14 protein-coding genes and 4 pseudogenes are annotated in these 23,612 nt (G+C 42.2%); 13 read left to right on the forward strand and 5 right to left on the reverse strand.

Translation table 11 applies throughout. The annotated features are described in order from the left end of the window. The 3 genes from VTH8203_RS17710 to VTH8203_RS17725 form a co-directional block, all read left to right on the forward strand. A partial coding sequence (locus tag VTH8203_RS17710; protein ID WP_244181236.1) for an ATP-binding protein occupies positions 1 to 135 on the forward strand: 135 nt, incomplete at its 5' end. 111 nt (positions 136 to 246) lie between these two features. Next, entirely contained in the window at positions 247 to 1,110 is an 864-nt protein-coding gene (locus VTH8203_RS17715) for a hypothetical protein (RefSeq protein WP_158296181.1), read from the forward strand. Between the two features lie 388 nt (positions 1,111 to 1,498). Further along, entirely contained in the window at positions 1,499 to 2,782 is a 1,284-nt protein-coding gene (locus tag VTH8203_RS17725; RefSeq protein ID WP_096994859.1) for a hypothetical protein, read from the forward strand. 563 nt (positions 2,783 to 3,345) lie between these two features. Here the strand turns inward: VTH8203_RS17725 and VTH8203_RS17730 are convergent. Then, a pseudogene (locus VTH8203_RS17730) lies at positions 3,346 to 3,546 on the reverse strand (TniQ family protein); the annotation flags it as partial. Between the two features lie 71 nt (positions 3,547 to 3,617). Between VTH8203_RS17730 and VTH8203_RS17735 the strand changes: the two are divergent. Genes VTH8203_RS17735 through VTH8203_RS17780 form a run of 10 tightly spaced genes read left to right on the forward strand, consistent with a single transcriptional unit; the run spans position 3,618 to position 22,585 of the window. Further along, a complete protein-coding gene (locus tag VTH8203_RS17735) occupies positions 3,618 to 4,541 on the forward strand; it encodes a WYL domain-containing protein (RefSeq protein ID WP_244181250.1) in 924 nt (307 codons plus the stop codon). A gap of 53 nt (positions 4,542 to 4,594) precedes the next feature. Then, the gene (locus tag VTH8203_RS17740; protein ID WP_096994860.1) at positions 4,595 to 6,976 is read left to right on the forward strand and encodes a type I restriction-modification system subunit M; all 2,382 of its coding nucleotides are present in this window, start codon (positions 4,595 to 4,597) and stop codon (positions 6,974 to 6,976) included. 4 nt (positions 6,977 to 6,980) lie between these two features. Beyond that, on the forward strand, positions 6,981 to 8,288 hold the full coding sequence (locus tag VTH8203_RS17745) for a restriction endonuclease subunit S (RefSeq protein ID WP_096994861.1): 1,308 nt from the start codon (positions 6,981 to 6,983) through the stop codon (positions 8,286 to 8,288). Then, complete coding sequence (locus VTH8203_RS17750) at positions 8,289 to 9,701, forward strand: DUF262 domain-containing protein (RefSeq protein WP_096994862.1); 1,413 nt, start codon at positions 8,289 to 8,291, stop codon at positions 9,699 to 9,701. Then, positions 9,694 to 11,685 (forward strand): DUF262 domain-containing protein, encoded by a 1,992-nt coding sequence (locus VTH8203_RS17755; protein WP_096994863.1) that lies wholly within the window; start codon positions 9,694 to 9,696, stop codon positions 11,683 to 11,685. Before VTH8203_RS17750 ends, VTH8203_RS17755 begins: the two co-directional genes overlap by 8 nt. Before the next feature lie 36 nt (positions 11,686 to 11,721). Next, positions 11,722 to 14,793, forward strand: a complete 3,072-nt coding sequence (locus tag VTH8203_RS17760; RefSeq protein WP_167385842.1) for a type I restriction endonuclease subunit R — start codon at positions 11,722 to 11,724, stop codon at positions 14,791 to 14,793. Between the two features lie 56 nt (positions 14,794 to 14,849). Then, on the forward strand, positions 14,850 to 16,970 hold the full coding sequence (gene zorA / locus VTH8203_RS17765) for an anti-phage ZorAB system protein ZorA (RefSeq protein WP_096994865.1): 2,121 nt from the start codon (positions 14,850 to 14,852) through the stop codon (positions 16,968 to 16,970). Continuing rightward, the gene (locus VTH8203_RS17770; protein ID WP_045453242.1) at positions 16,963 to 17,697 is read left to right on the forward strand and encodes an OmpA/MotB family protein; all 735 of its coding nucleotides are present in this window, start codon (positions 16,963 to 16,965) and stop codon (positions 17,695 to 17,697) included. The genes zorA and VTH8203_RS17770 overlap by 8 nt, the downstream gene beginning before the upstream one ends. After that, entirely contained in the window at positions 17,694 to 19,145 is a 1,452-nt protein-coding gene (locus VTH8203_RS17775; protein WP_096994866.1) for an EH signature domain-containing protein, read from the forward strand. Before VTH8203_RS17770 ends, VTH8203_RS17775 begins: the two co-directional genes overlap by 4 nt. After that, complete coding sequence (locus tag VTH8203_RS17780; protein WP_096994867.1) at positions 19,136 to 22,585, forward strand: SNF2-related protein; 3,450 nt, start codon at positions 19,136 to 19,138, stop codon at positions 22,583 to 22,585. The genes VTH8203_RS17775 and VTH8203_RS17780 overlap by 10 nt, the downstream gene beginning before the upstream one ends. Positions 22,586 to 22,727: 142 nt before the next feature. Here VTH8203_RS17780 and VTH8203_RS17785 read toward each other — a convergent pair. The 4 genes and pseudogenes from VTH8203_RS17785 to VTH8203_RS17800 all read right to left on the reverse strand — a co-directional run. Further along, positions 22,728 to 22,876, reverse strand: a pseudogene (locus VTH8203_RS17785) (IS481 family transposase); the annotation flags it as partial. 34 nt (positions 22,877 to 22,910) lie between these two features. Beyond that, positions 22,911 to 23,060: pseudogene (locus VTH8203_RS17790) on the reverse strand (transposase domain-containing protein); the annotation flags it as partial. A 33-nt stretch (positions 23,061 to 23,093) separates the two neighbouring features. Continuing rightward, positions 23,094 to 23,408 (reverse strand): annotated as a pseudogene (locus VTH8203_RS17795) (IS66 family transposase); the annotation flags it as partial. Positions 23,409 to 23,476: 68 nt separating this feature from the next. Further along, on the reverse strand, positions 23,477 to 23,612 hold a 136-nt coding region (locus VTH8203_RS17800), incomplete at its 5' end, for an ATP-binding protein (RefSeq protein ID WP_244181236.1).

The raw sequence follows: 23,612 nt of genomic DNA on the forward strand, positions 1-23,612 counted from the left end.
GCGGCATTACTGGATAGGCTTCTTCATCACTCGCACATCGTACAAATCAGCGGAGAAAGCTACCGATTAAGAGGAAAGAAAGCGGCTGGAACCATACCAACAGTTCTAGAAAATCTATCTGAAAGTACAAAATAATTACGTGGGTGGGTCAGTTTTACTTTGGCGATAACGTCGATAAGTGGATCAATTTTAAACTGGCGTTGACAATACAAAGAAGAGATGGGCTATAGACATAAAGTCCTCTTGTTGAAAAACAAATATCGAGATTCAAAAACTGATTCAGATAGCCTTCATCATCGAATTAACACTGGAATGTGTGGTATCGAGAGGGCACAAAAAATGAAAATCCGCAGAATTGAAGATTATCTATATCGAAATGTAGTGCCCGGTGTAAGCGGTACAGTAGATATTACAGTTTCCTTAGTCGATGACCCTAGTGCTGTTGCTTACGATTCATACACCAATAAAGGCGAGCAGTATAGCCGGAGCTGTACTTATCGAAAAACTGACCTCAATGTGACGGTTAAAATTTCGCGGCAGTGGTGGAGTCGTGTGCGTAATCGTGATTTAGCTATGGTTGATGAGTTGTTTAACCTTGATGTATCAACACCATTGATAGGAGACTTCCCTTCAAACGTTGAAGTAATTGCTGCAACATGGCTGGTCAACGGACGTGGAACAGAAAAGAAAACAGTTCGTGGATTTATTGCTATACATAGCGATGGGTATGCATATCATGGAAAGACGATTAAATCAGCGTTAAGGGGGTTAAGCAAAAAGATCGAGCTTCAGGTATATGATAAAAATTTTATTAAGAGTCGCTTGATTGAAAAAGCTAAGATGGCAAATGGGAATGTTTCTCTAGATGATTCATATGCAGTGGGTAACTGTGTATGGGGGACAAAAGACTTCTGCTACCGGCATGGGCTCGATCTAAAAATCGAAGACCCCCAAATATCACTCAAAGAACTGGCGAAGATAGTTGAACAAGAACCACGGAGAGAAGCGCTAGCAGTTCTGGCGTATGGAGTGAGAAAGCACAGTCAACCTTCCTTCAGTCATAACAATGTGCATCGTGATCGCACCCATTTGAGAGGGAAAAGTGTATGAATGAAATTGTCGGAATAGAAATGGCAACAGATGACTACAAGTTCGACATATTTAAATGTGAACAAGCTCCCTCTAAAATAAGTGCCGATCCAATAAATATCTGGTTTCCAGCGGAGTTAGTTGAACTACAACTGTGCTCATTGCTTAATTTAATTGTCGGCATTTACAAAGCCCTCCTGAGCTGCTCATGGAGGTGCATTAAGATGCGGTGTACCTTTGCACTCACCGACCACAAAAGTTTGTCAAAAGCTTGTCGTCTGTTAAACCAGTTTACTTACACTCAGAATTTATATTGTATGAAGGATGGAAGCACAAGCACTTACCAGAGGGGGTATCTCTGGTCACCTGAAAATTCGAAGTTGGCCGACACCTCACGAGGAGTTGTCGCATGAAGACCATCCACATCTACCACGCTACGTATAACTATCTTTCTACCCCGTTAGAGGTGGCTAGCTTGCGCTCATCTTTGATGCACAACTTGCGTATGCAGCAGAGAGAAAATGAGCCTCATTGGAACGAATCGTTTGCCCATACCAATTTAGTTTGGCTAAACCACAAAGTGCAACCGCTTGATGAGCTATCTGAGAATGAGCGCAAAGCATTGGTTGAGGGGCTTCTTCCCAAGTCTGCTGCGCGAGAGCGTAAGCGTTGGCAAAAAATGCGTAGCGCTTATAAATACAAACTGAAAAAAGCAGCTGTGGAAGAGAGAAAGTACGCGAAGAAGCATAGCAATCCAGCTTACATTGAAGCGGCAGATATTCTCGAGATGCTTTGGCAGGTCGACAGTGATTGTGAGATTGGAACGTATTGGTTTAACGCATTAGAGCGTTTAACTATCCGACGTAAGAGCCAGCGTCTGAATGCTGTCAGCAAATTCATTCAAGCTCACAACCAGTTGGTTGGTGAAAAGCCGACTCAGAACGTCACGCACCTTCAAGAAGGCGTGATTAAAGTTTCAAGTGAATGGCAAGTTACTCACCATGATATTGCTCCATATGAATGGTTTAATCTCGTTGAGTGCTTTCTAACTAAGCATTTCCCACAGTACAACATCAAGTTGATGGTAGTACACGATGATGAACGAGAAGTGGACAAACAGAGATGTGCACACATTCATTACTACTTGGATGGTCAAAACTCGACTTTTGGTCAATGGGATTTGGTCAAGTCGCAAATTCAGGTTGTGAACGATTACACAAGAGAAATGAACCCACAAGTAAACGCTCCTATCTATCTGCTGCGCGATAACTGCAAACTCACTCGTGAAGAAATGGTTGTTTACGGTGAGCGTTACCAATGCATGTTCTATGACTTTTTCAATAAAGAGTTTGCTCACAGCAAGGGTCTAGGCGCCAAGCGCAAACCGAAAAAACAAACGCAACCCCCTAAGCATAAGGAGGCGATCAAACAAGCGAAACAGCCAGAAGCGCAACGTGATTATCAATCTGGCGCGACTCATACTAGCCAGATGCTTGCGCGTTGTATGCAGCTAATCGAAATAATCCTCTCGAGTAGTAAGCGGGAACATGAGCAAAACGAGACGAAGTATCATCAAATGCTAAATGAGACGCTAGAAGGCATTGATGATTGCGCGATTAGACGTATTGTGACGGAAGCATGTCAACTGAGACTTAGCGGCAAAAATGCTAATCTAGAGTGGGAAAAAGTGTGATAACCCTTCGAGACGCTATTTTGTGTCAATAGCAAAAGGGGGCTTAAGTGAAAAAATTTGAAATTATTTTCATTTCTTAAGTCCTCTATTAATAACCATTTTCTCAAATCTATGAAAAATATAAGATTTGTCAGGTATTGCAATTCAAAAATGCGAGTGTAAGATAAGTGTTGGGGTCAATAACAATAGCGGAATCTAGGAACTTACCCTTACGTTTAAAGATGAAATTGTTGCTCATTTTCATTGAATTCACCAAACTGGCTTATCTTCTCAGCTCTGCTGAGGTCAACAACTAAGTTATTTGAAAACAAATAATGGAAGTTAACCGCTTTTAAAAATTAGCAGAGTTAAGCTCACAGTATCTCAATCATAGTGTGCCTAACCACTCGACTCTCCAGCTCTTATGTCACCACTTTATTAATCTATAATTTACCTCTAAATGCTTGCTTAAAGCTTAAATATTAGTATGAACATATTTTTGTGGTTGACCTAGCTTCGCAAGTAGAGGAACCATGTTGTTGTATGGCTCAGAATGTGAGTGTGTGAGTACAAGTGAATTTGTAGCTATTTTTAGCCGAGTAGGGGTTAATCTTGGCGATATTGGTTGGAAAGGTTTGATAGCCGTTATGGTCAATGTCTTGTAGGAAGCGCTTTGTTGCTTCTAGGAAACGATGGACATCATCATAGCCATTTTTGTTTGCAACTCGGATAAAGAAGCTTTCCAAGCTTTCATCACGGTAAGGTTTAGGTCTTTGTAAAAACACAGAGGCTATCTATCCTTGTTGAGTAATCTCTATTGCGCTATATCAAAAAGATAGTATCAAAATGATTACTTGTGCAAGTTTGTGGTATAGAATCTTTCTATCAACATGCCATCTTTATTATTATGACGCACGAATCAATAGATAAACTCAATCACGCGCAGAAAGAGCGCTTAGCGTTCATCGATTTCTGCCTCGAATACTATGGGGTTGTGGCTAGAGCAGACCTAGTTCAACAATTCCAAACGGGGTTAGCTTCTTGTTCTAGAGATCTCACCCTTTACAGAGAGTTGGCACCTGATAATGCTGAGTTAGTACACCAAACCAAGCAGTACATGCGTACTGATACGTTTGTACCTTTGTTTGCTCATGATGCTGAACAAGCATTGAATCAACTGATGCAAGGACATGGAGCCTCTCTTCAAGGTGACAAATCTCAAGTGTGCTTTGATGCAGTTCGCTTGACGCAACCGAAGCAAAGCATTGTCGCAGTCTTGATGCGAGCAATTCACAAGAATCAGGCTATCCAATGCCACTACCATTCACTGTCCTCTGGCGCTGGCAATAGAACCATTGTCCCTCACGCCATCATAAACAATGGTCATCGTTGGCATGTTCGAGCATTTGATAGAAAGACGAACAGCTTCCGTGATTTTGTTTGCAGTCGATTTACAAAAATAGAGAGCTCAGCAACACCACCAAAAACCGGTGAATTTGCAAGTTACGACAATGCTTGGAATACAGTTCTTGACCTTGAGATTGGTGTTCACCCTCAAATAAAGCATCCAAAGGCTATTGAACTTGATTATGAAATGACTCAAGGGAAGTTGAATATTGAAGTTCGCTCTGCTCTGGTGGGATACCTGCTCACACAGTGGAATGTGGACTGCTCAAAAGAGGGCTCCCTGAACGCTTCGCAATATCAGCTGCACTTAAAGAATACAGATGTGTTATCGGGCTTAGAAAGCACCGATCTTTTGCCTGGTTTCAACCAATAAGATTAATGCCGTCCACACGATTAGGTGTGGGTAACAAAGAAATAGGATCCCAAATGGACCATTCAGTACATAACAAACTCGTTTCATTTATTTGGTCGATTGCCGACGACTGTCTTCGTGATGTCTATGTTCGTGGTAAGTACCGCGATGTTATCTTGCCTATGGTGGTGCTACGCCGTCTGGATACACTTTTGGAGCCAACAAAAGAAGCGGTACTGGAAGAAGTCAGATTCCAAAAAGAAGAAATGAATGAAACTGAGCTTGATGATGCACCATTGTGTGCAGCATCAGGTTATGTGTTCTACAACACTTCTAAGTGGACCCTACAAACGCTGTTCAATACAGCGACCAATAACCAACAGATTCTGCTGGCTAACTTCGAAGATTACCTCAACGGTTTTAGCGATAACGTAAAAGAGATTGTTGAGTGTTTTAACCTGAAAGCTCAAATCCGTCACATGGCGGGGAAAGACGTTCTGCTAGATGTGGTAGAGAAATTCGTTTCGCCTTACATCAACCTAACGCCAGAGGTTAAAGAAGATCCTGAGGGCAACAAACTACCAGCGCTCAGCAACCTTGGTATGGGCTATGTATTTGAAGAATTGATCCGTAAATTCAACGAAGAGAACAACGAAGAGGCAGGTGAGCACTTTACTCCGCGTGAAGTGATCGAATTGATGACACACCTTGTTTTCGATCCAATTAAAGATAACTTGCCACTTTCAATCACAGTGTACGACCCTGCTTGCGGTAGTGGCGGTATGCTGACAGAAACACAGAACTTTGTTGAAGAGAAATACCCTGCATCAAACCGTGATATCTACCTTTACGGTAAAGAGATCAACGATGAGACTTACGCCATTTGTAAGTCAGATATGATGATCAAAGGTAACAACCCAGAAAACATCCGTGTTGGCTCAACGCTTTCTACCGATGAATTTTCATCAGAGCGTTTCGACTTCATGCTTTCTAACCCACCTTACGGTAAGAGCTGGGCGAGTGAGCAAAAGCACATCAAAGACGGTAAAGATGTCGTAGATGGCCGCTTTAAAGTGAAGTTAAAAGACTACTGGGGCGTTGAGTCAGAACAAGATGCGATTCCTCGCTCAAGTGACGGTCAGTTGCTGTTCCTGATGGAAATGGTCACTAAAATGAAATCGCCACAAGTGAGCCCACTAGGTGCTCGTATTGCATCGGTTCACAATGGTTCAAGTTTGTTTACCGGTGACGCAGGCAGTGGTGAAAGCAACATTCGTCGTTTCATCATCGAAAATGACATGCTGGATGCGATTGTGCAGTTGCCAAACAACCTGTTCTACAACACGGGTATTACCACCTATATCTGGCTGCTTAATAACAACAAACCTGAAAGCCGCCAAGGCAAGGTACAGCTGATTGACGCTAGCTTACTGTTCCGCAAGTTGCGTAAGAATTTGGGTAACAAAAACTGTGAGTTCTCACCAGAGCACATTGCGGAAATTGTCTCGACTTATCTAGACAACCAATCTGTTGAGCGTGCCATCGATGAGAAAGGTGATTCGATAGGTATTGCTGCACAAGTCTTCAAGAACCAAGATTTTGGCTACTACAAAGTGAATATTGAACGCCCTGATCGCCGCAGTGCCCAATTCCGTGCCGACCTGATTGAGCCACTACGTTTTGAAAAATCACTGCGTGAAGTGATGGAGTACTTGTACGCCGAACATGGCGAAAATGTCTATGAAGCAGGTTTTGTTAAAGGGATTGAAAAAGAGATCACCAAGTGGTGTGAAGAAAACGATATCAGCCTAAACAAAGCGGCAAAAACCAAGTTGCTGGATACGAAAAACTGGATTAAACAGCGCACACTGGTTAATGCAGCAAGCCAGTTGCACAGCAAGATTGGTGAAGGCACTTACAACGACTTTAACCAGTTCAAACAGATAGTAGATACAGAGCTTAAATCACTCGGCCTTAAGCTTTCAGCACCAGAAAAGAAAGCCATTTTGGATGCTGTCAGCTGGTATGACGAAAATGCAGAAAAAGTCATCAAGAAAGTCGCCAAGCTTAAACAAGACAAGTTAGATGACTTGCTAGAAAACTACGAATGCGAGCTTCAAGACTTGCCAGATTTCGGTTACTACCCAACGGGCAACCACAACGAGCTTGTGACTTATGAATCAAGCTCAGATCTGCGTGACAGCGAATCTGTACCACTAGAACAGAGCATCTATCAATACTTCCTTGATGAAGTAAAGCCGCATGTGGATGAAGCTTGGGTGAACCTAGAATCCGTCAAGATTGGTTACGAAATCAGCTTTAACAAGTACTTCTATCGCCATAAGCCATTGCGCTCAATGGATGAGGTAGCTAACAACATCATTGCGCTAGAGCAAAAAGCGGAAGGTTTGATTGCTGACATTTTGGGTATCTCTGTGGCTAAGGTTCAAGGGTAGGTAGATGAGCGATACTATGTTTGTGCAGACTACCGAGTACCAAGCTTACAAGGACTCAGGTTTTTCTTGGATCGGTGATGTTCCTGAACATTGGGACGTTACTAGTCTAGGTGTTTGTTTGAAAGCGTACTCTGAAAAAAATCGGTCAGACTTACCTTTATTGTCAATAACAAGAGAGCTCGGTGTTATTGAAAGAGATATTGAAGATCAAGAATCAAATCATAATTTCATTCCCGATGACTTAAGTGGCTATAAAGTACTTAAAAAAGGTCAATTTGGCATGAATAAGATGAAAGCATGGCAAGGTTCGTATGGTGTATCTAAGTTCACTGGAATTGTGAGTCCCGCATATTTCATCTTTGATTTCATAAAAGATATAGATCCTAATTTTTTTAATTGGGCTATTCGAAGCAAACTTTATGTTTCATATTTTGGGAGTGCTTCGGATGGTGTTCGAGTTGGTCAGTGGGATCTGTCAAAAACTCGAATGAAAAGCATACCATTCTTGATACCTCCAAGAGAGGAGCAAGCTAGCATTGTTCTATTTTTAGATAGTAAAGCTATACAAATCGATGAAGCCATCGCAATCAAACAAAAGCAAATTGAACTGCTAAAAGAACGTAAGCAAATCATCATTCAGCAAGCTGTGACACAAGGTTTGAATCTTAATGTGCCGATGAAAGATTCTGGTGTGGATTGGATAGGAACAATTCCAGAGCATTGGAGCGTCAAAAGAGCTAAATACCTTTTAGATGAAATCAATGAGCGTTCTGAAACTGGGCTTGAAGAACTATTGTCAGTTTCTCACATGACGGGTGTGACCCCACGCTCAGAGAAGAATGTCACCATGTTTATGGCGGAAGACTATACAGGTTCAAAGCTTTGCCACTCTGGTGACCTAGTTATCAATATAATGTGGGCATGGATGGGAGCGTTAGGTGTATCTGACAGAACTGGTATTGTGAGTCCATCATATGGGGTATTCCGTGAACAGCGCGAGGGAACTTTTGTACCTAAATATCTAGAGATGCTACTTAAATCAACTAAGTATGTTGAGTACTACAACAAGGTCTCTACAGGACTACATTCTTCTCGATTACGTTTTTATGGGCATATGTTGTTTGATATGGCTATGGGCTTTCCTCCTTATGAGGAACAAACACAGATTGTTGATTACATAAGCAGAGAATGTTCGAAAGTTGATGAAGCTATAACTGTTCAGGCTGAGCAAGTAAGTAAGCTAAAAGAATACAAAACCACCCTGATCAACAGTGCTGTAACAGGAAAAATCAAAGTGACGGAGCTTGCATAAATGGCGGTGGTTGTTGCCAGTTGCACATTGGATACGCTGTTCTCTGGTGTGCCGATTTTAGCTTCTGACGGTAAGGTTGAAAAAGACGTTCATGGGATGCTTGCCATCCCTGAATATCAGCGCCCATATCGCTGGAATGAAGCGCAAATTATACGTCTGTTGAATGACTTTAAGCTTCATCAGCAAGATCTAGCTGGTAAACCTGACGCAGAACATTGCCCATTTTACTTGGGCAGTGTCATTTTGCATCAACAAGATGACAAGCTGAATATTATTGATGGTCAGCAACGCCTGACCACAATGGCGTTGATTTCTTACTTCGCGAGTAAACACTCCGACCTTGAGTTGGTTTATGAATCCCCAGAGAGTCAGCAGCAAATCAAACACAATCTTGGTTGGCTGTATAAGCATGAAACCTCATTAGCTGATATCGACTTTGAGCAAATCAACATCACCTTGGTGATAACAGACAGCGAAGATGAAGCCTACCGCTTTTTTGAAACCCAAAACACGGGCGGGGTGCGATTAGTTGGGCCAGATATTATCAAAGCGCATCATCTTCGAGCTGTTGATGAGAAAGACAAATCTGCGGTAAACACCTTTGCCACTCGTTGGGAAGCACTAGGGGATTTAAATCCTGTGGTCGATATATTGTTGCGTGGTCGCTATTGGCAATATCTGAACTTCCGAGACTACCCGTTGCATAACCAAACTCAGCAAGTGCGTAATAGCATTGTTACCGAACTGGCAGAGCAAACAGGCAAAGGCGACGATATTGCCTTTGGTAGAATTGCTCGTACTTATATGCCAAATGGTGGTGAAAGCTTGGTACAGCCTCAAGTCGGCTATGAGTTTCGCCAACCGTTAAATAGTGGCGCCAACACCATTCATTATTTGCAATATTTTGAGCAACTGCGCCAAACCTATTTATTGAATAAAACAACGCAGGGTGAGCTTGCTGGTTTTTACGAGTTCTATCGAAAACTGGTGTGTAAACTCGATGGCTGCGGCTATCTTAAACAGCTTTATGACGCTTGCTTGCTGCTTTACATCAGTCAACATGGGCAGCAAAGCTTAGAGGTTGCCGCCAAAAAACTATTCCGCGTGGTTTACTCTCGACGAGTGGAGAACCAAAAAGCAGTAAAAGAGAAATCGGTTCCTGCTTTTGTCAAAGAAACCCCCGTGCTGGATTGGATTGCAATGAGCTATACCCCAGAGCAGTGTTTTGCACAGCTAGATGGTTTTAAGCTGTCGGTAGACAAGAGTGGCTTTGATAAAAACAGCGTTAAAAAACGTTTCGTCGAAAAAGTATCTCAATTCTTTGGCCTTGATATAGACAAGCAAGACTATGCCAATCAATTTGGCCCTGCATTTAGCCAACACATCTCTGCGTTAGGAGCAAAACATGGGTGATCACTTATCAGTGCAAACTGAGCTTCTGACGCTTGAGAAAATCTACACCGATAACTATCAGTTTTCTATACCTAGCTATCAACGTCCTTATGTCTGGTCAGATGATGATGTCTTGCTGCTGTTTAGAGATATTAAAGAAGCGTGTCGATTAAAAGAGCCAAACTATTTTATCGGCACCATCCTGTCCTCTCGCATTGAACAGGATGGAGAGCGGATCTATGAATTGATCGATGGTCAGCAGCGAACGACGACGCTGATGCTCATGACCATTGCCTTTAAATACGCTGGCATTAAATCCGATCTTGCAGGTCTTGCTGTTTATACATCGAGTAACGGCGAAGATAAGCCTCGTCTCCAGTTCTCGATTCGTGAGCAAGTTCAGCAGCTTTTGGGTGGCCTAGCGGGGCTTAAGAACTATCAAGTGCCGTCTAAGGAAACGATCGCCGACAACGCTTATTTGAAACAGATGGGCGTGGCGTTAGATGTATTGACCAAAGAGGTAGAAAAACTCAAATCAGACGATGTGGTGAGTGCTGAGGCCATGGGGGATTACCTCTACCGCCAAGTTCAATGGGTGAACAACATTGTCCCAACACAAATGGACTTAAACCGATTGTTCGCCACCATGAATACCGCTGGCATTCAGTTAGAACAAGCGGACATTTTAAAGGCGAAGCTGTTCAAACATATTCATACTGACAAAGCACAGTATGATGCAATGTGGGTGGCGTGTGAGCATCTGGAAAACTATTTTGAACGCAATGTACGCAAAGTATTTCCTAATGCGGATTGGTACCATATTGAACCCGAACATTTGGCGTCTTTTGATGCTGAACGTTTCGCTGCAAAAGATGAAACGTCAGAGGCGTTCTCTGGCTTGTCGATTGCTGAGCTAGCGTCACAAGTTAAAGCAAGTTCAATTCCTGATAACACCGAGCAAGAGAAGTTTGAAACTTACGATCTGGATGTAGAAACGGTTTACTGTCGCCCAATCATCAAGTTCCCACTGTTATTGATTCACGCTTACCGAGTCTACTTAGCGCTTAATGATCATAATGATATCGAGCCACGACTGCACAGTGATCGCTTGTTGGAAATATTCGACCCACTTATCAACGGTGATGAGCAATCGGTAAAGCTGTTTATCGAAACGCTATGGCAGGTTCGCTACCAGTTTGACCGTTGGGTTGTGAAATGGGTTGAACGTGACGATGCGACAGATGCGCAGCTTGGTTTAACGTATCAATCTCGCAGCAAGTCGAACGACACTTACTACATCAACCGAACGCAGAAAGAGCTGACGGACAGTGTGCTTTTGCAAAGTGTCCGCAACTTTACCGGTGAGCGCAGCGCCCAGTATTGGTTAACACCATTTATTTCCGGCTTGATCCGTTCGAGTATCAAGCAAGACTCCGATGCGCTAGAGCTGCTAGAAAACATCGACAACAAAATGTCATTGTCTGTTGATACTCAAAAAGAGGCCAGCTTCGCACTCGCTGTAGGCATAGAGCCAAATTGTCAGAGTTGGCAATCCCAATCGACATACTTTGCAAAAACGTTAGGAACGAGTTTCGAACACTACTGGTTTCAGAAGCTTGAATATTTAATTTGGAAGCAAATGAAAGCTTCAGAATCTTCACTGTCTTCTGAAGAATTGAATAAGTTCAAAAAGTACCGAATCACATCCAAAAACTCAGTAGAACATGTTCATCCTCAAAATGATGAATATAAGAGTGAGTTAGCATATGAAACTTTAAACTCATTTGGTAATTTAGTACTACTTAGTCCCGGTGAAAACTCTTCTTACAGCAATCAAGATGTTGACAAAAAGCGTATTGATTTCGATAGGAAGCCCCATTTCGACGCACTCAAGTTAAGAGAAATGTTTGCTGAAAAAGGGCAGGGGCGATGGGGCAAACAGCAAATAGATAACCATCTAGAAGACATGATGGCAGTATTTGCTCAGCACTATAAACATCAATAAAAACTTCGAGTCATCAAACCAAACAACGTGGTATTTATGGTTAGTAAAACAAATGAACAGGCACTAGAGGCCGCAATTGAAAAAGGTTTAGCAGGTATTTGTAAAGAAGAGTTAGCGCTGGGTGAAGCGCCTCTTAATTACAATAATGATCTTTATCTTATTGGCTCTCCAAGTGACTTTGATAAACAGTACGCTTTAGATACCCGTTTGTTTTGGCAGTTCCTCGAAGATACTCAAGCGAGTGAGTTAGAAAAACTCAAGCGCACCAGCCCTCACGATTGGCAGAGAAAAATCCTTGAGCGTTTCGATCGTATGATCAAGCGTCATGGTGTTTTGCGTTTGTTGAAAAAGGGGCTAGACGTTGATGATGCGTTTCTAACGTTAATGTATCCAGCGCCACTTGCCAGTAGTTCTGAGAAGGTAAATAAAAATTTTTCTGCCAACCTGTTCAGTGTGACTCGTCAAGTTTGCTATTCCAATGCAAATCCATTGGAAGAGATCGATATGGTGCTTTTCATCAATGGTATCCCGCTGATTACTCTTGAACTTAAAAACCATTGGACGGGACAAAATGCGGCTTATCATGGTCAGAAACAGTACCGAGATGATAGAGACGCGAATCAACCTCTGTTGAACTTCGCACGTTGTTTGGTTCATATGGCGGTTGACACCGATGAAGTCTATATGACGACCAAACTGGCAGGTAAAAAGACATTCTTCCTACCGTTCAATAAAGGCTTTAATCTAGGCAAAGGAAACCCTACTAACCCATATGGCCACAAGACGGCTTACTTGTGGCAAGAGGTGTTCCGCAAAGAAAGCATCGCTAATATTATTCAGCACTTTGTTCGCCTTGATGGCAGCAGTAAAAAGCAGTTGGACAAACGAACTCTGTTCTTCCCTCGATACCACCAAATGGATGTCGTGCGTCGTTTGGTTGATCACTGTTCAGTTAATGGTGTTGGGCAAACCTATCTGATACAGCACTCAGCGGGTTCAGGTAAGTCTAACTCAATTACATGGGCTGCGTATCAGCTCATCGAAACTTACCCTATTAGCGATGATCTACCAGGAAGTAGAGGGAAAGAAGTACCTCTATTCGATTCGGTCATCGTTGTTACTGACCGTCGATTACTTGATAAGCAGCTACGCGACAATATTAAAGAGTTCTCCGAAGTGAAGAACATTGTTGCACCAGCGTTCAAATCGTCTGAGCTAAAGTCTGCATTAGAGAATGGCAAGAAAATCATCATTACCACCATTCAGAAGTTTCCGTTCATTATTGATGGTATTGCAGATTTAAGTGATAAGCGCTTTGCCGTCATTATTGATGAGGCCCACAGTTCTCAGTCTGGCTCCGCTCATGACAATATGAACCGTGCAATGGGTAAGAAGGAAGTCGAAGAGCTAGAAGATGCGCAGGACAAAATCCTACAGGCAATGCGCTCTCGTAAGATGCGTGGAAATGCCTCTTATTTTGCGTTCACTGCAACGCCAAAAAATACCACTCTAGAAAAGTTTGGTCAGCGACAAGCGGACGGAACTTACGCTCCTTTCCATTTGTATTCGATGAAACAAGCGATCGAAGAAGGGTTCATTCTCGATGTTATTGCCAACTATACGACTTATAAGAGTTATTACGAGATTGAAAAATCAATTCAAGATAACCCTGAGTTCGATAGTAAAAAAGCGCAGAAGCGTTTGCGAGCGTATGTAGAGGCAAGCCAAGAGACGATAGATACCAAAGCCGAGATCATGCTTGAGCATTTTATCAAACATGTGATTAACGGTAAGAAGCTCAAAGGTAAAGGCAAAGGCATGGTGGTGACCCAAAATATTGAGTCAGCTATCCGCTACTATCGAGCGTTAACAAGGCAACTCGATAAGATGGGTAACCCATTTAAAGTCGCGATTGCCTTCTCTGGCACCAAAGAAGTTGATGGTATTGAATACACTGAAGCAGATCTTAATGGGTTCCCAGAAGGTGATACCAAAGATTACTTTGATGTGAACTACAAGCGTAAGGAGTCGGGCTCCCCAATTCCTAAGCATGTAGATCAGGATGCTTTCCGTTTGTTGGTCGTGGCCAATAAGTATTTGACAGGTTTTGACCAACCGAAGCTTTGTGCCATGTATGTAGATAAAAAACTGGCAAGTGTACTGTGTGTGCAAGCGTTGTCTCGTTTGAACCGTTCAGCACCAAAGTACGGTAAGAAAACGGAAGATCTGTTTGTGTTGGATTTCTTCAACTCAGTGGATGATATCAAAACCGCATTCGACCCTTTCTATACATCGACAACACTTTCTGAAGCCACTGATGTCAATGTTCTTCATGAGCTAAAAGATGATATGGACGACACAGGTGTTTATGAGTGGTTTGAAGTTGAGGAGTTCAACAAGCGTTTCTTTGAAGGAAGAGATGCTCAGGACCTAAGCCCAATCATTGACATCGCAGCAGCGCGTTTTAACCACGAGTTAGAACTAGAAAACGAGTTAAAAGTCGATTTCAAAGTGAAGGCCAAGCAGTTTGTGAAAATCTATGGCCAGATGGCATCTATCATGCCGTATGAGGTCGTTCAGTGGGAGAAACTGTTCTGGTTCTTGAAGTTTTTGATTCCAAAACTTTCCGTCGAAGATCCAGATAAAGAAGCACTAGACTCGTTACTAGATTCAGTTGATTTGAGCTCTTATGGATTACAAAGGGTTAAGCTTAACCACTCCATCGAGCTAGATGACTCTGAAACTGAGTTAGATCCTCAAAATCCGAACCCGCGCGGAGCACATGGTCCTGAAAGTGAAAAAGACCCGTTAGATGAGATCATCCAAATCTTTAACGAACGTTGGTTCCAAGGCTGGAGCGCAACACCAGAAGAGCAACGCGTAAAGTTTGTGAATATTGCTGAGAGTATCCGGAATCACCCAGACTTCGAAGCTAAATACCAAAACAACGCAGACCCTCATACGCGAGATCTAGCGTTTGAGAAGATGTTGAAAGAAATCATGCTTCAACGCCGTAAAGACGAATTAGAGCTGTACAAGCTGTTTGCACAAGACCCTGCTTTTAAAGCGTCTTGGACGCAAAGCATGCAGCGTATGGTTGGGATGTAAAAGTCCCAACGCTAAAGAACATATTTATTAAATAACTAATCTTGGAAATAATTTGAATGACCAATAGCCTTAATCTCTCCAGTTTATGGCCAGACTTGAGCAGTCTAAATGTAATGCCACCTCAAACTCCTGAGCAGTTGAGTGCTTTGTTTGTGGTTATTTTATGGGGCGTAGCTCTATTTTTCTTAATTTGGTCAATTGCCGCATTTTTTCGCGCGAGACAACGAGTAGTTTGGCTTAACAAATCTTTGAATGATGCGGAGAAGTCGACTCCGTCAGATGTTCGAAATGATCTAATTTCTAGGGCAGAACAAAAAAAAGATTCTGTCGGGCACTTGTGGCTCGAGTTTGATGAAACATTGCTCGAAGTAAAAGGTGCTGACGATGTTATTCGATTACATAACACATTTGATGCTGACTACTTTTTTAATAGTTCTAGTTTGGCTGGTGGTAGCACTGAAAACCGAATGATTGCGGCGGTTCCTGGCTTTTTAACGGCTCTGGGTGTTATTGGTACCTTTGTCGGTTTACAGCTAGGACTTTCAGATCTCAATATTGCGGGTAACGTTGATGTTAATGAGATGAAAAACGGCGTTGCTGGAGTTATAAATGGTGCAAAAATCGCATTTATGACATCGGTTTGGGGTGTCTTACTCAGTGTTGCATTCAACTTCATTGAGAAAATTCTTGAGCAAGTAATTAGAAAGCAAATTAAGTCTTTGCAAAACCGCATTGACAGAATGTTCCCTCGATTAAGTGCGGAATATCAACTGCAATCTATTGCCAATAACAGTCAGCAATCCCGAGAAAGCCTGCAAGGACTTGCTGAGAAAATTGGCGAGAAAATGCAGGAGTCATTAGTTCAAGCAACACAGGGTATTCAACAAGGGCTTGAGAGTAGTCTGGAGAAAATCATGGCCCCGGCTATCAATAAGCTTGTTGATGAGACGTCAGACGGGAACCAAAAAGCGCTTGAAAGCGTTCTTCAATCTTTCATGGACGGTTTTGGCCAACAAGGTGAACAGCAACGTTTCGCGATGGACGCTGCGTCTCAAAATGTAAATAAGACGCTAGAATCAATGAGTACTTCGATGGCTGCTTTCGTCAATAAATTGGAGGTTCAGCAGAACGCATCTTCAGAAAGAGAGAAAGAACTGATCTCAACTATCTCAGTTCAAGTTTCTGAGCTAGTTACTCAGGGTAATGAGCAGAAGCGTGTTCTAACCGAGTTCGTGGAAAAACAAGTCTCCGAGTTAGGTGAACAGCTTACTAAAAGAGAATCAGCTGCTTCTGAGCGTGAACAGAAATTGGCTTCCTCAATGGAAAGCACGATTAAAGATTTAGTAGAAAATGTTTCAGCACAAAGCCAAGTATTGACCGATTTTGTCCAGAATCAGGTTGGCCAACTTACCCAAACGTTCTCCGAACGTGATGGGATGGCAAGTCAGATGGAAAAAGAGCGTAATGATATATTTGTGAATCAAACGCAGGCGATGAAAGCTGGAACGGATGAGCTTCTAGCTCAAGTGAAAGCGGCGACTGAATCACAACAAACCACATCTAATAATATTATTGAGCAAGGTAAGCAATTACAAAACAGCATTGATTCATCTGTTTCGGCATCTGCTCGAGCCACTGAGAGTATGCAGCTTTCTGCGAATGAGTTACGAGCTGCGGCTGATAGTATGAATGTGTTCGGCTCAAATATTAAAGAGGCGGGCAACAAACTATCTGGCGCTGTTACTGAAGCGGTTAACAGTACGAAGGATTTAGCGGAACAAAACCAGCTAGGCGTTGTGAAAATTCAATCGCTAAGAGAGCAATTACTGGAAGATACAAGTAAGTTTAGCGCAATTGCAGAGCAGATAAATAATATGTTGAATAGTGCAGAACAATCGTTTAGCACGCTTCGTACAAACCAAAATGAGTTCCTTGTGGAACAAAAAGGTAATCTTAACGAACTCACTTCAGAAATGAAGCGCAATGTAAAAGAGTTAACGGAACAAATGGCTCAATTGCTTGAAGATTATGCAGAGCAGGCCAACGGACAAACCGCCGAGCACCTCAAAGTCTGGGCTAACAGTAGTACACAGTATGCAGAGAGCATGAATACAGCAGTTAGAGCTATCTCTAGTGTTGTCGATGAAATTCAAGATAAAGTGAGTCAACATGCGTAGAGGTATTCGTTCGCATACACAAAACTCAGTAGATGAAGAAAATCCGTACTGGGTTTCATTTTCCGATCTAATGTCAGCTTTGCTCGTGATATTTATACTTGCAGCTGTTGCACTGATTATTGAATTGACTCAAAAGACTAATGATGTCGAAGCTGGTATCGAAGAGCTTAAGCAAGCTGAGTTAGCAAGAAAGAATATAATTTATGATGTTCGAGACGAACTGGCTAAAAGAAACGTCATTGTTGAAATTGCTGATAATGATACAGTAATCCGAATCCCCGAAAGCACACTGACTTTTGCATCAGGTAAATCATCAATTCCGAATGATGCAACCATACAGCAAGCAGTTAAGGACATAGGTGTTGTTCTTCATTCTGCAATTCAGAAGAAAGACCGATTTCAATATCTCGATACCGTATTTATTGAAGGTCATACTGATAGCGATGGTATCCATTACAGAGGGAAAGGGAACTGGGGCTTATCAACTGATCGAGCAATATCTGTCTGGAATGTCTGGCAAAATGAACTCAGTTTAACGCCTAAACTCGGTGATTTAGAAAACGCATATCATGCAAAGCTATTTTCGGTTAGTGGTTATGCGGCTACAAGACGAGCCAATCTACAAGAGTCTAATCAGCAAGAAAAGAGTCAGAATAGGCGTATTGATATTCGATTTACAGTGAAGAAGCCATCTATTGCTGAGCTCGAGAGGATTGTTGGACAGTGAGTTTAAATATAAAAAAGCTCAAGGTTAGTTTGCCAGCTAATCCGTTTGGTCAAGCCATCAAGGATTTTGCACATCTATCGAATCAGCTAGAGGTGCTTTCTAAGAGTGCCGGTATTGAAAACAATAAGTTCCGAACTGCATATGGAGAAGTATGTAATGCGCTTGCCTCTAAGAAAAGAGTTGAGGACGTTATAGATAGCTCTGTACACGTTCGCGCTTTAGCTCTTTCGCTACATACGGATGCGAAGAAAAATGTCAGCTTTACGCGTCGATTACTTAATAAAATTACAGAAATTGTAAAAAAACCAAGCTCTTTAGTCATCGAGTCGTTTTATCAGCATTTTTTATCAGAGTATGACCGACTAGCAGACTTGGAAGCTACAGCAGACTGGTTGTTGGAGGCTAAAAGGCTGCGAGGCAATGATGAGCAGTTTGATGAAAATATACTGTCAACCAATGGCCCCAAGTGGCTTGCGGAAAGGGCTATTCAAAATAGTGTCGATTTTGATCATTTAATTGCGGAGATGAAGCTGGAACGTTATGCAAATGGCAGATATTTAACGGCGGCTAAAGGCATCTACTATATTGAGCAGTTAAACACCATACCATTAGGCCAAGATCATCCTCTCCTAGAGGAGGTTCAAAAAACGGCGGTTTTTGATTCTCGATATGACTCTGAAAGTTTGTTAGGGCATCAAATTCTTAGAATTTTGATTGGCCGTTCGATAGGTGCTCACATCAGTGAGCCTTGGATGAATGTGATCTTAGCGATTGGCGGTGATCCACGAGTACCAAGTTCAAATCCAAGATACATTAAGTGGTGGAAGGGTTTAGAACCAAATCTGATTCAAGCTGTTCGCGGATGGTTATCAAAACTAGATTTGAAGTTGTTTTTGGAAGCGTTGGAGGATTATTCATACTCTTCAGCTAATTACGAGTTACAGAGAATGTACCCATCTAGGAAAAGTTTCTTAGAGGGGATGTTTGATGCAGGGATTATTTCAAATACTCGGCTTTATTTGAGTCAGGATGCTGCAAGGTATTTGAAGAGAAACTATGACCCTAAGCACTTACCCAATTTCTCGACTGTTAAAGATGGTGATAAATCTATAATTTATGTGCAAATGAATGGTGCGCACATGGTAGAGGGAAGCCACAGTTGTTACTTGTGGTTGTACAAGCATTTAGATTCGTCAGTATGCGTATTTAATTATGACATTGTTAGGCCAACGTATTCTCAGCTAACCAGTGGGATCAATAATCAGATGACACGATTATCATCGGGAGCTGTAGCAAAAATAACGCACTCGCCAATTGGCTACTCATGGCAGCGAAAAGCACTTACCGCACTTAGAGGGCTGGGAATTAAATTGACGCCTAAAGATGTGCTTTCAAATGAAGATTATATTGACTTTAAACAACGTTATGGGGTGCGAGAGTGGAGTTAACCTCTTTAATCAGTAAGTTCTTTTCTGGTCTAGATAAGACGTCTCAATTTGAGTTGGTCTGTGATGATAGTCTTGATTTCACTACCTCCAAGAAAACCTTAGAGAAAATTAAAGCTGGTAAAGCTGATGAGTGGATAACGGCGCAGTATGTTGCTCTTAAAATGCTTGAAGAACAGGGGGATGTAAGCTCATTTCCAGATGGCTTTATTATGCCACCTGAAACAGCGGTAAGGCTCGACTCTGATTTGAGAATTTTGCTTGGTTTTCCTTCGGTTTGGCAAGGAGCTATTGATGCTGACATTCAAGGAAAAGCTAGTACACCTACCTTTAAAATTGACCTTTCGGTAACAACCAAACAGGGTCGAACAACGTTAAATTACACTGTGGATGGACCTTTCATTCGGTTTAGTCAAAGTGAGCAGTATCTGTTAACGCCCGAGCAGCTTATGGTTTTTAACGCACATAAAGCCCATGGAAAGTCCGCTCAGTCTGAATACGATAACTTACTTTACCTACACTCTTTACAAGAGGCTCAAAAGAGTGGTTGTAAGTTGAATCTAAAGCACTTTGAAAAGCTAAGAATACTAACACCAAATAAAATCACGGTAGAAGCAGAACTGAATTCTCAAGGTGAGCTGATATTGACTCCCAACATGGGGCAAAGTGCGAGCCATGAGGCGATTCAAAAGGTTCTGGGACAGTTGCAAAGCGACAACGCCGTTACGCTGAAAGTGGGTGATGAAATAGTCTTGTTTTCTGAAGAAAAGCTCATGGCTGTAAAAGAAGTTCTTAGCAATAGAGTCATACCTCAAAAACAAGTTAAAGCGTTCTTGGAGAACCCTACTGCATATATTGATGCGAGCTTAGTCGATCTTGATTTAGGCTTTTCTATCAGGGTTCATGGTGCGACAGTCTTTAAACACGCCTATTTTGGAGAAACGGACGAGTCAGGCATTGATTGGTTTGGAGCTTCCTTTTCATCTGACGTGATTAATCCAATATCTAAGCTGGCTGATAGAGTTTGCGATAAAACAACTCTTGAGGACGTAACTAAGAAGATTGAAGATGCCCAACAAACCGGAGCAACTGTTTTAGATTATGAAGGAAAATCATACGATATCAGTGAGTCTGTAGCTGTTGAGAAAGTTCTAAAAGAAATAGGTCACAAGATATCTAACCCTGAAACAGACCTTTCTAGTGAGGTGGAGGCAGAAGATACCGAGACTGAATCAGAAAGGTCAGAAATACATGTTGTTGATATTGACCTAAATGATGAAGAGCTGTCTGAAAATTCTCCTAAAATTGAACAACTGATTTCTGATATTTCATGGGATGGTGAGTTAAATTGGGAAAACCACAAGCGTACACCTTTTCCACATCAGGATATTGGTGTTCGTTGGATTTTAGGCGTTGAACAAAAAAGCTCATCAGACTCGAAAATTAGTGGAGCCTTGCTAGCTGATGATATGGGGCTGGGTAAGACTTTTATGGCTCTCTCTGCAATCGAACATATTTATCAACGACAACAAATTAGTGGTGAAACGAAGAAACCTGCGCTGATAGTTGCTCCTTTGAGTTTATTGGAAAACTGGAAGGATGAGGTAGATAAAACCTTTAAACGCTCGCCATTCAACGATGTAGTTATTTTGCAATCAGCTGCTGAGCTAAATGACTATCGCGTGGGTGGTGTGGAGATTCGAAGCCAAAGTGCATCTGATGATAGTTTAGAACCCAAGTATTCTTTGAAAGTAGGGAAACACTTTGGTCCAGGCCGATTAGATCTACCAGAGCGATTGGTTATCACTACTTATCAAACCTTGCGCGATTACCAGTTCTCCATGTGTTTGATTGATTGGGGTATCGTGGTTTTCGATGAAGCCCAAAACATTAAAAACCCAAATGCACTTCAAACTCGTGCAGCTAAGGGGCTAAAAGCTGATTTCAAACTAGTGGCTACGGGTACGCCTGTAGAAAACAGCTTAGCCGATTTTTGGTGTTTGATGGATACAGCTTGCCCTAGCCATCTGGGTAGCTATCAAGAATTTCGTGCTCGGTATATTTCACCAATTCTTAAAGCTGCTGGTGATGAAGTTGAAGAAACAAGAGCTAGGCTTGGAAGAGAACTTCGTATAGCGGTCGGGGCATTGATGTTGAGACGCATTAAAGAGGACAACCTTAAAGGGTTACCTCTAAAACATATGTATGCTGGCGGAGAATTTGAAAACTGGAAATATTTAGAAGAACTTAAGTCGACAATGGTTGGCTACCAGAGAGACGTTTACGAAGGGACTATTAGTAACCAACTTGAGAATGAAGAGAGCCACGCACTTACCACGTTGATGAGGCTAAGAGATAGTTCGCTACATCCTCGCTTAAGTGATGGAGGTCGCCTTGATATTCCAAAAAATGCAAAATCAGCTAGGGTTTTATACGGAGAATCAGGAAAACTAGCTTCCTTGCTTGAGACTTTAGATCGAGTACGAAGTAAACATGAGAAGTGCATTATTTTTGCGGTTAACAAACGACTACAAAGTTTCTTAAGCGTGACTTTGGGACAGATCTATAACCTAGGTCCGCTCTCAGTGATTAATGGTGATGCTAAAGCCGTAGCAAAGCGTAAATCTGTCCCAACTCGAAAATCAATGATTGCAGACTTTGAAGCCAAAGAAGGTTTTAACTTAATTGTAATGTCGCCAGTTGCGGCTGGTGTCGGTTTAACTGTAGTCGGTGCGAATCATGTTGTTCATTTAGAGCGGCACTGGAACCCAGCTAAAGAAGCTCAAGCTACGGATAGGGTTTATCGTATCGGACAGGAAAAAGAGGTTCATATTTACATTCCGCTGTTACATCACCCTGAATTTGAATCATTTGATGTAAATCTACATAGGCTCCTTACTCAAAAAACTTTGCTGAAGGACGCTGTTGTCACACCGGAAGATGTTGTTCCACAACCAGCAGGTGTTGGAGGAGCGGTTTCTGGTGACTTGATAGATAAACGTATTACAGCAACTGAGCTTGATAAGTTAAGTTGGCAGCAGTTTGAAGCGTTATGTGTAGTATTGCTGGCAAAAATTACTGATAGCGAAAGTGCGTGGTTGACGAATAATGGCGCTGACCATGGTGCTGACGGTGTGTTACTTAATAATAGTGGCAATATTTTGCTTCAGGCTAAATTTACGCAACGCCAATATGATGGTTATAAAGGGATACAGGAGATACATTCTGCGAAACCAATTTATGAATCAGCGATGAGAAGTACTTTCGAACGTTTGATTTTCGTAACCAACTCACCATCGTTAGCTAAAAGAACTCACGAAATAGCGACCACGTGTGGTGTTGAAATTTTGGGGAGAGCGCAGCTGCTATCTTACCTTGAAGACTACGAGGTTACACTTAAAGAGGTACTCACTAGATTGGGTAAAGAGCGACTGAAAGCTTAGGTTTAATTGTAATACTCCGAAATTAAGTTTATTGAACAAAAATTACTGTAAAATTTTAAAAAGCGTCCTCTTCTACACATTGAGATGTACTAATTCAGACCTGATCTGACAGTTACCCAATTTCGACTTGGTGCCTGTCAGATTATATCTGGGCTAGATTCTTTTCAGCCCAGATTGATTTCCATCCTCTAATGTTTCTATTGGCGTTCTGCCGCAGCACATTTTTTCTTGATGAGTACGATGATTGTTGTAGTAGTCCATCCATTCGTCCAGCTCTTTTTGTAACTCTTCCGTATCCGCCCCATAAACCCACGGGGCGATATTGTTAGTGTTTGAAGTTCCAAGGTAGGAGCGCATCGATATCAGGTTCCGCTTTCGCTAACTCCTGCATGCACTTGACCATGTAGTCGTAGAGGATCAGTCCATTGGCTTTCGCAGTCTCAACGATACTGTAAAGCATCGCGCTCGCTTCAGCGTATGCGCCCCATGAACCCACGGGGCGATAATGTTAGTGTTTGAAGTTCCAGGGCAGGAGCGCATCGATATTTGGCTCTGCTTTCGCCAGCTCTTGCATGCATTTAACCATGTAATCGTAGAGGATGAGACCGTTGACCTTCGCTGTCTCGACGATGCTATAAAGCATCGCGCTCGCATCAGCTCCCTTTGGATTGGTTGAAAAAAGCCAATTTTTTCTGCCAATAACCAGCGGTTTAATTGCGCGTTCAGCACGATTATTGTCGATAGATAAGTGACCATCATCGATGTAACGGATAAGTTTCGGCCACTGACCAAGCGTGTATTTTATCGCTTTGCCTAACGGTGTCAACGCCAGTTTAAAATTGATCCACTTATCGACGTTATCGCCAAAGTAAAACTGACCCACCCACGTAATTATTTTGTACTTTCAGATAGATTTTCTAGAACTGTTGGTATGGTTCCAGCCGCTTTCTTTCCTCTTAATCGGTAGCTTTCTCCGCTGATTTGTACGATGTGCGAGTGATGAAGAAGCCTATCCAGTAATGCCGCC

Source organism: Vibrio thalassae, from assembly GCF_900089835.1.
GTDB lineage: Bacteria > Pseudomonadota > Gammaproteobacteria > Enterobacterales > Vibrionaceae > Vibrio > Vibrio thalassae.

Excerpts from the sequence above, each read along its gene's own strand:
- VTH8203_RS17725 (WP_096994859.1), top strand. The coding sequence starts at position 1,499 with ATGAAGACCATCCACATCTACCACGCTACGTATAACTATCTTTCTACC.
- VTH8203_RS17740 (WP_096994860.1), top strand. The coding sequence starts at position 4,595 with ATGGACCATTCAGTACATAACAAACTCGTTTCATTTATTTGGTCGATT.
- VTH8203_RS17745 (WP_096994861.1), top strand. The coding sequence starts at position 6,981 with ATGAGCGATACTATGTTTGTGCAGACTACCGAGTACCAAGCTTACAAG.
- VTH8203_RS17750 (WP_096994862.1), top strand. The coding sequence starts at position 8,289 with ATGGCGGTGGTTGTTGCCAGTTGCACATTGGATACGCTGTTCTCTGGT.
- VTH8203_RS17755 (WP_096994863.1), top strand. The coding sequence starts at position 9,694 with ATGGGTGATCACTTATCAGTGCAAACTGAGCTTCTGACGCTTGAGAAA.
- VTH8203_RS17760 (WP_167385842.1), top strand. The coding sequence starts at position 11,722 with ATGGTTAGTAAAACAAATGAACAGGCACTAGAGGCCGCAATTGAAAAA.
- zorA (WP_096994865.1), top strand. The coding sequence starts at position 14,850 with ATGACCAATAGCCTTAATCTCTCCAGTTTATGGCCAGACTTGAGCAGT.
- VTH8203_RS17770 (WP_045453242.1), top strand. The coding sequence starts at position 16,963 with ATGCGTAGAGGTATTCGTTCGCATACACAAAACTCAGTAGATGAAGAA.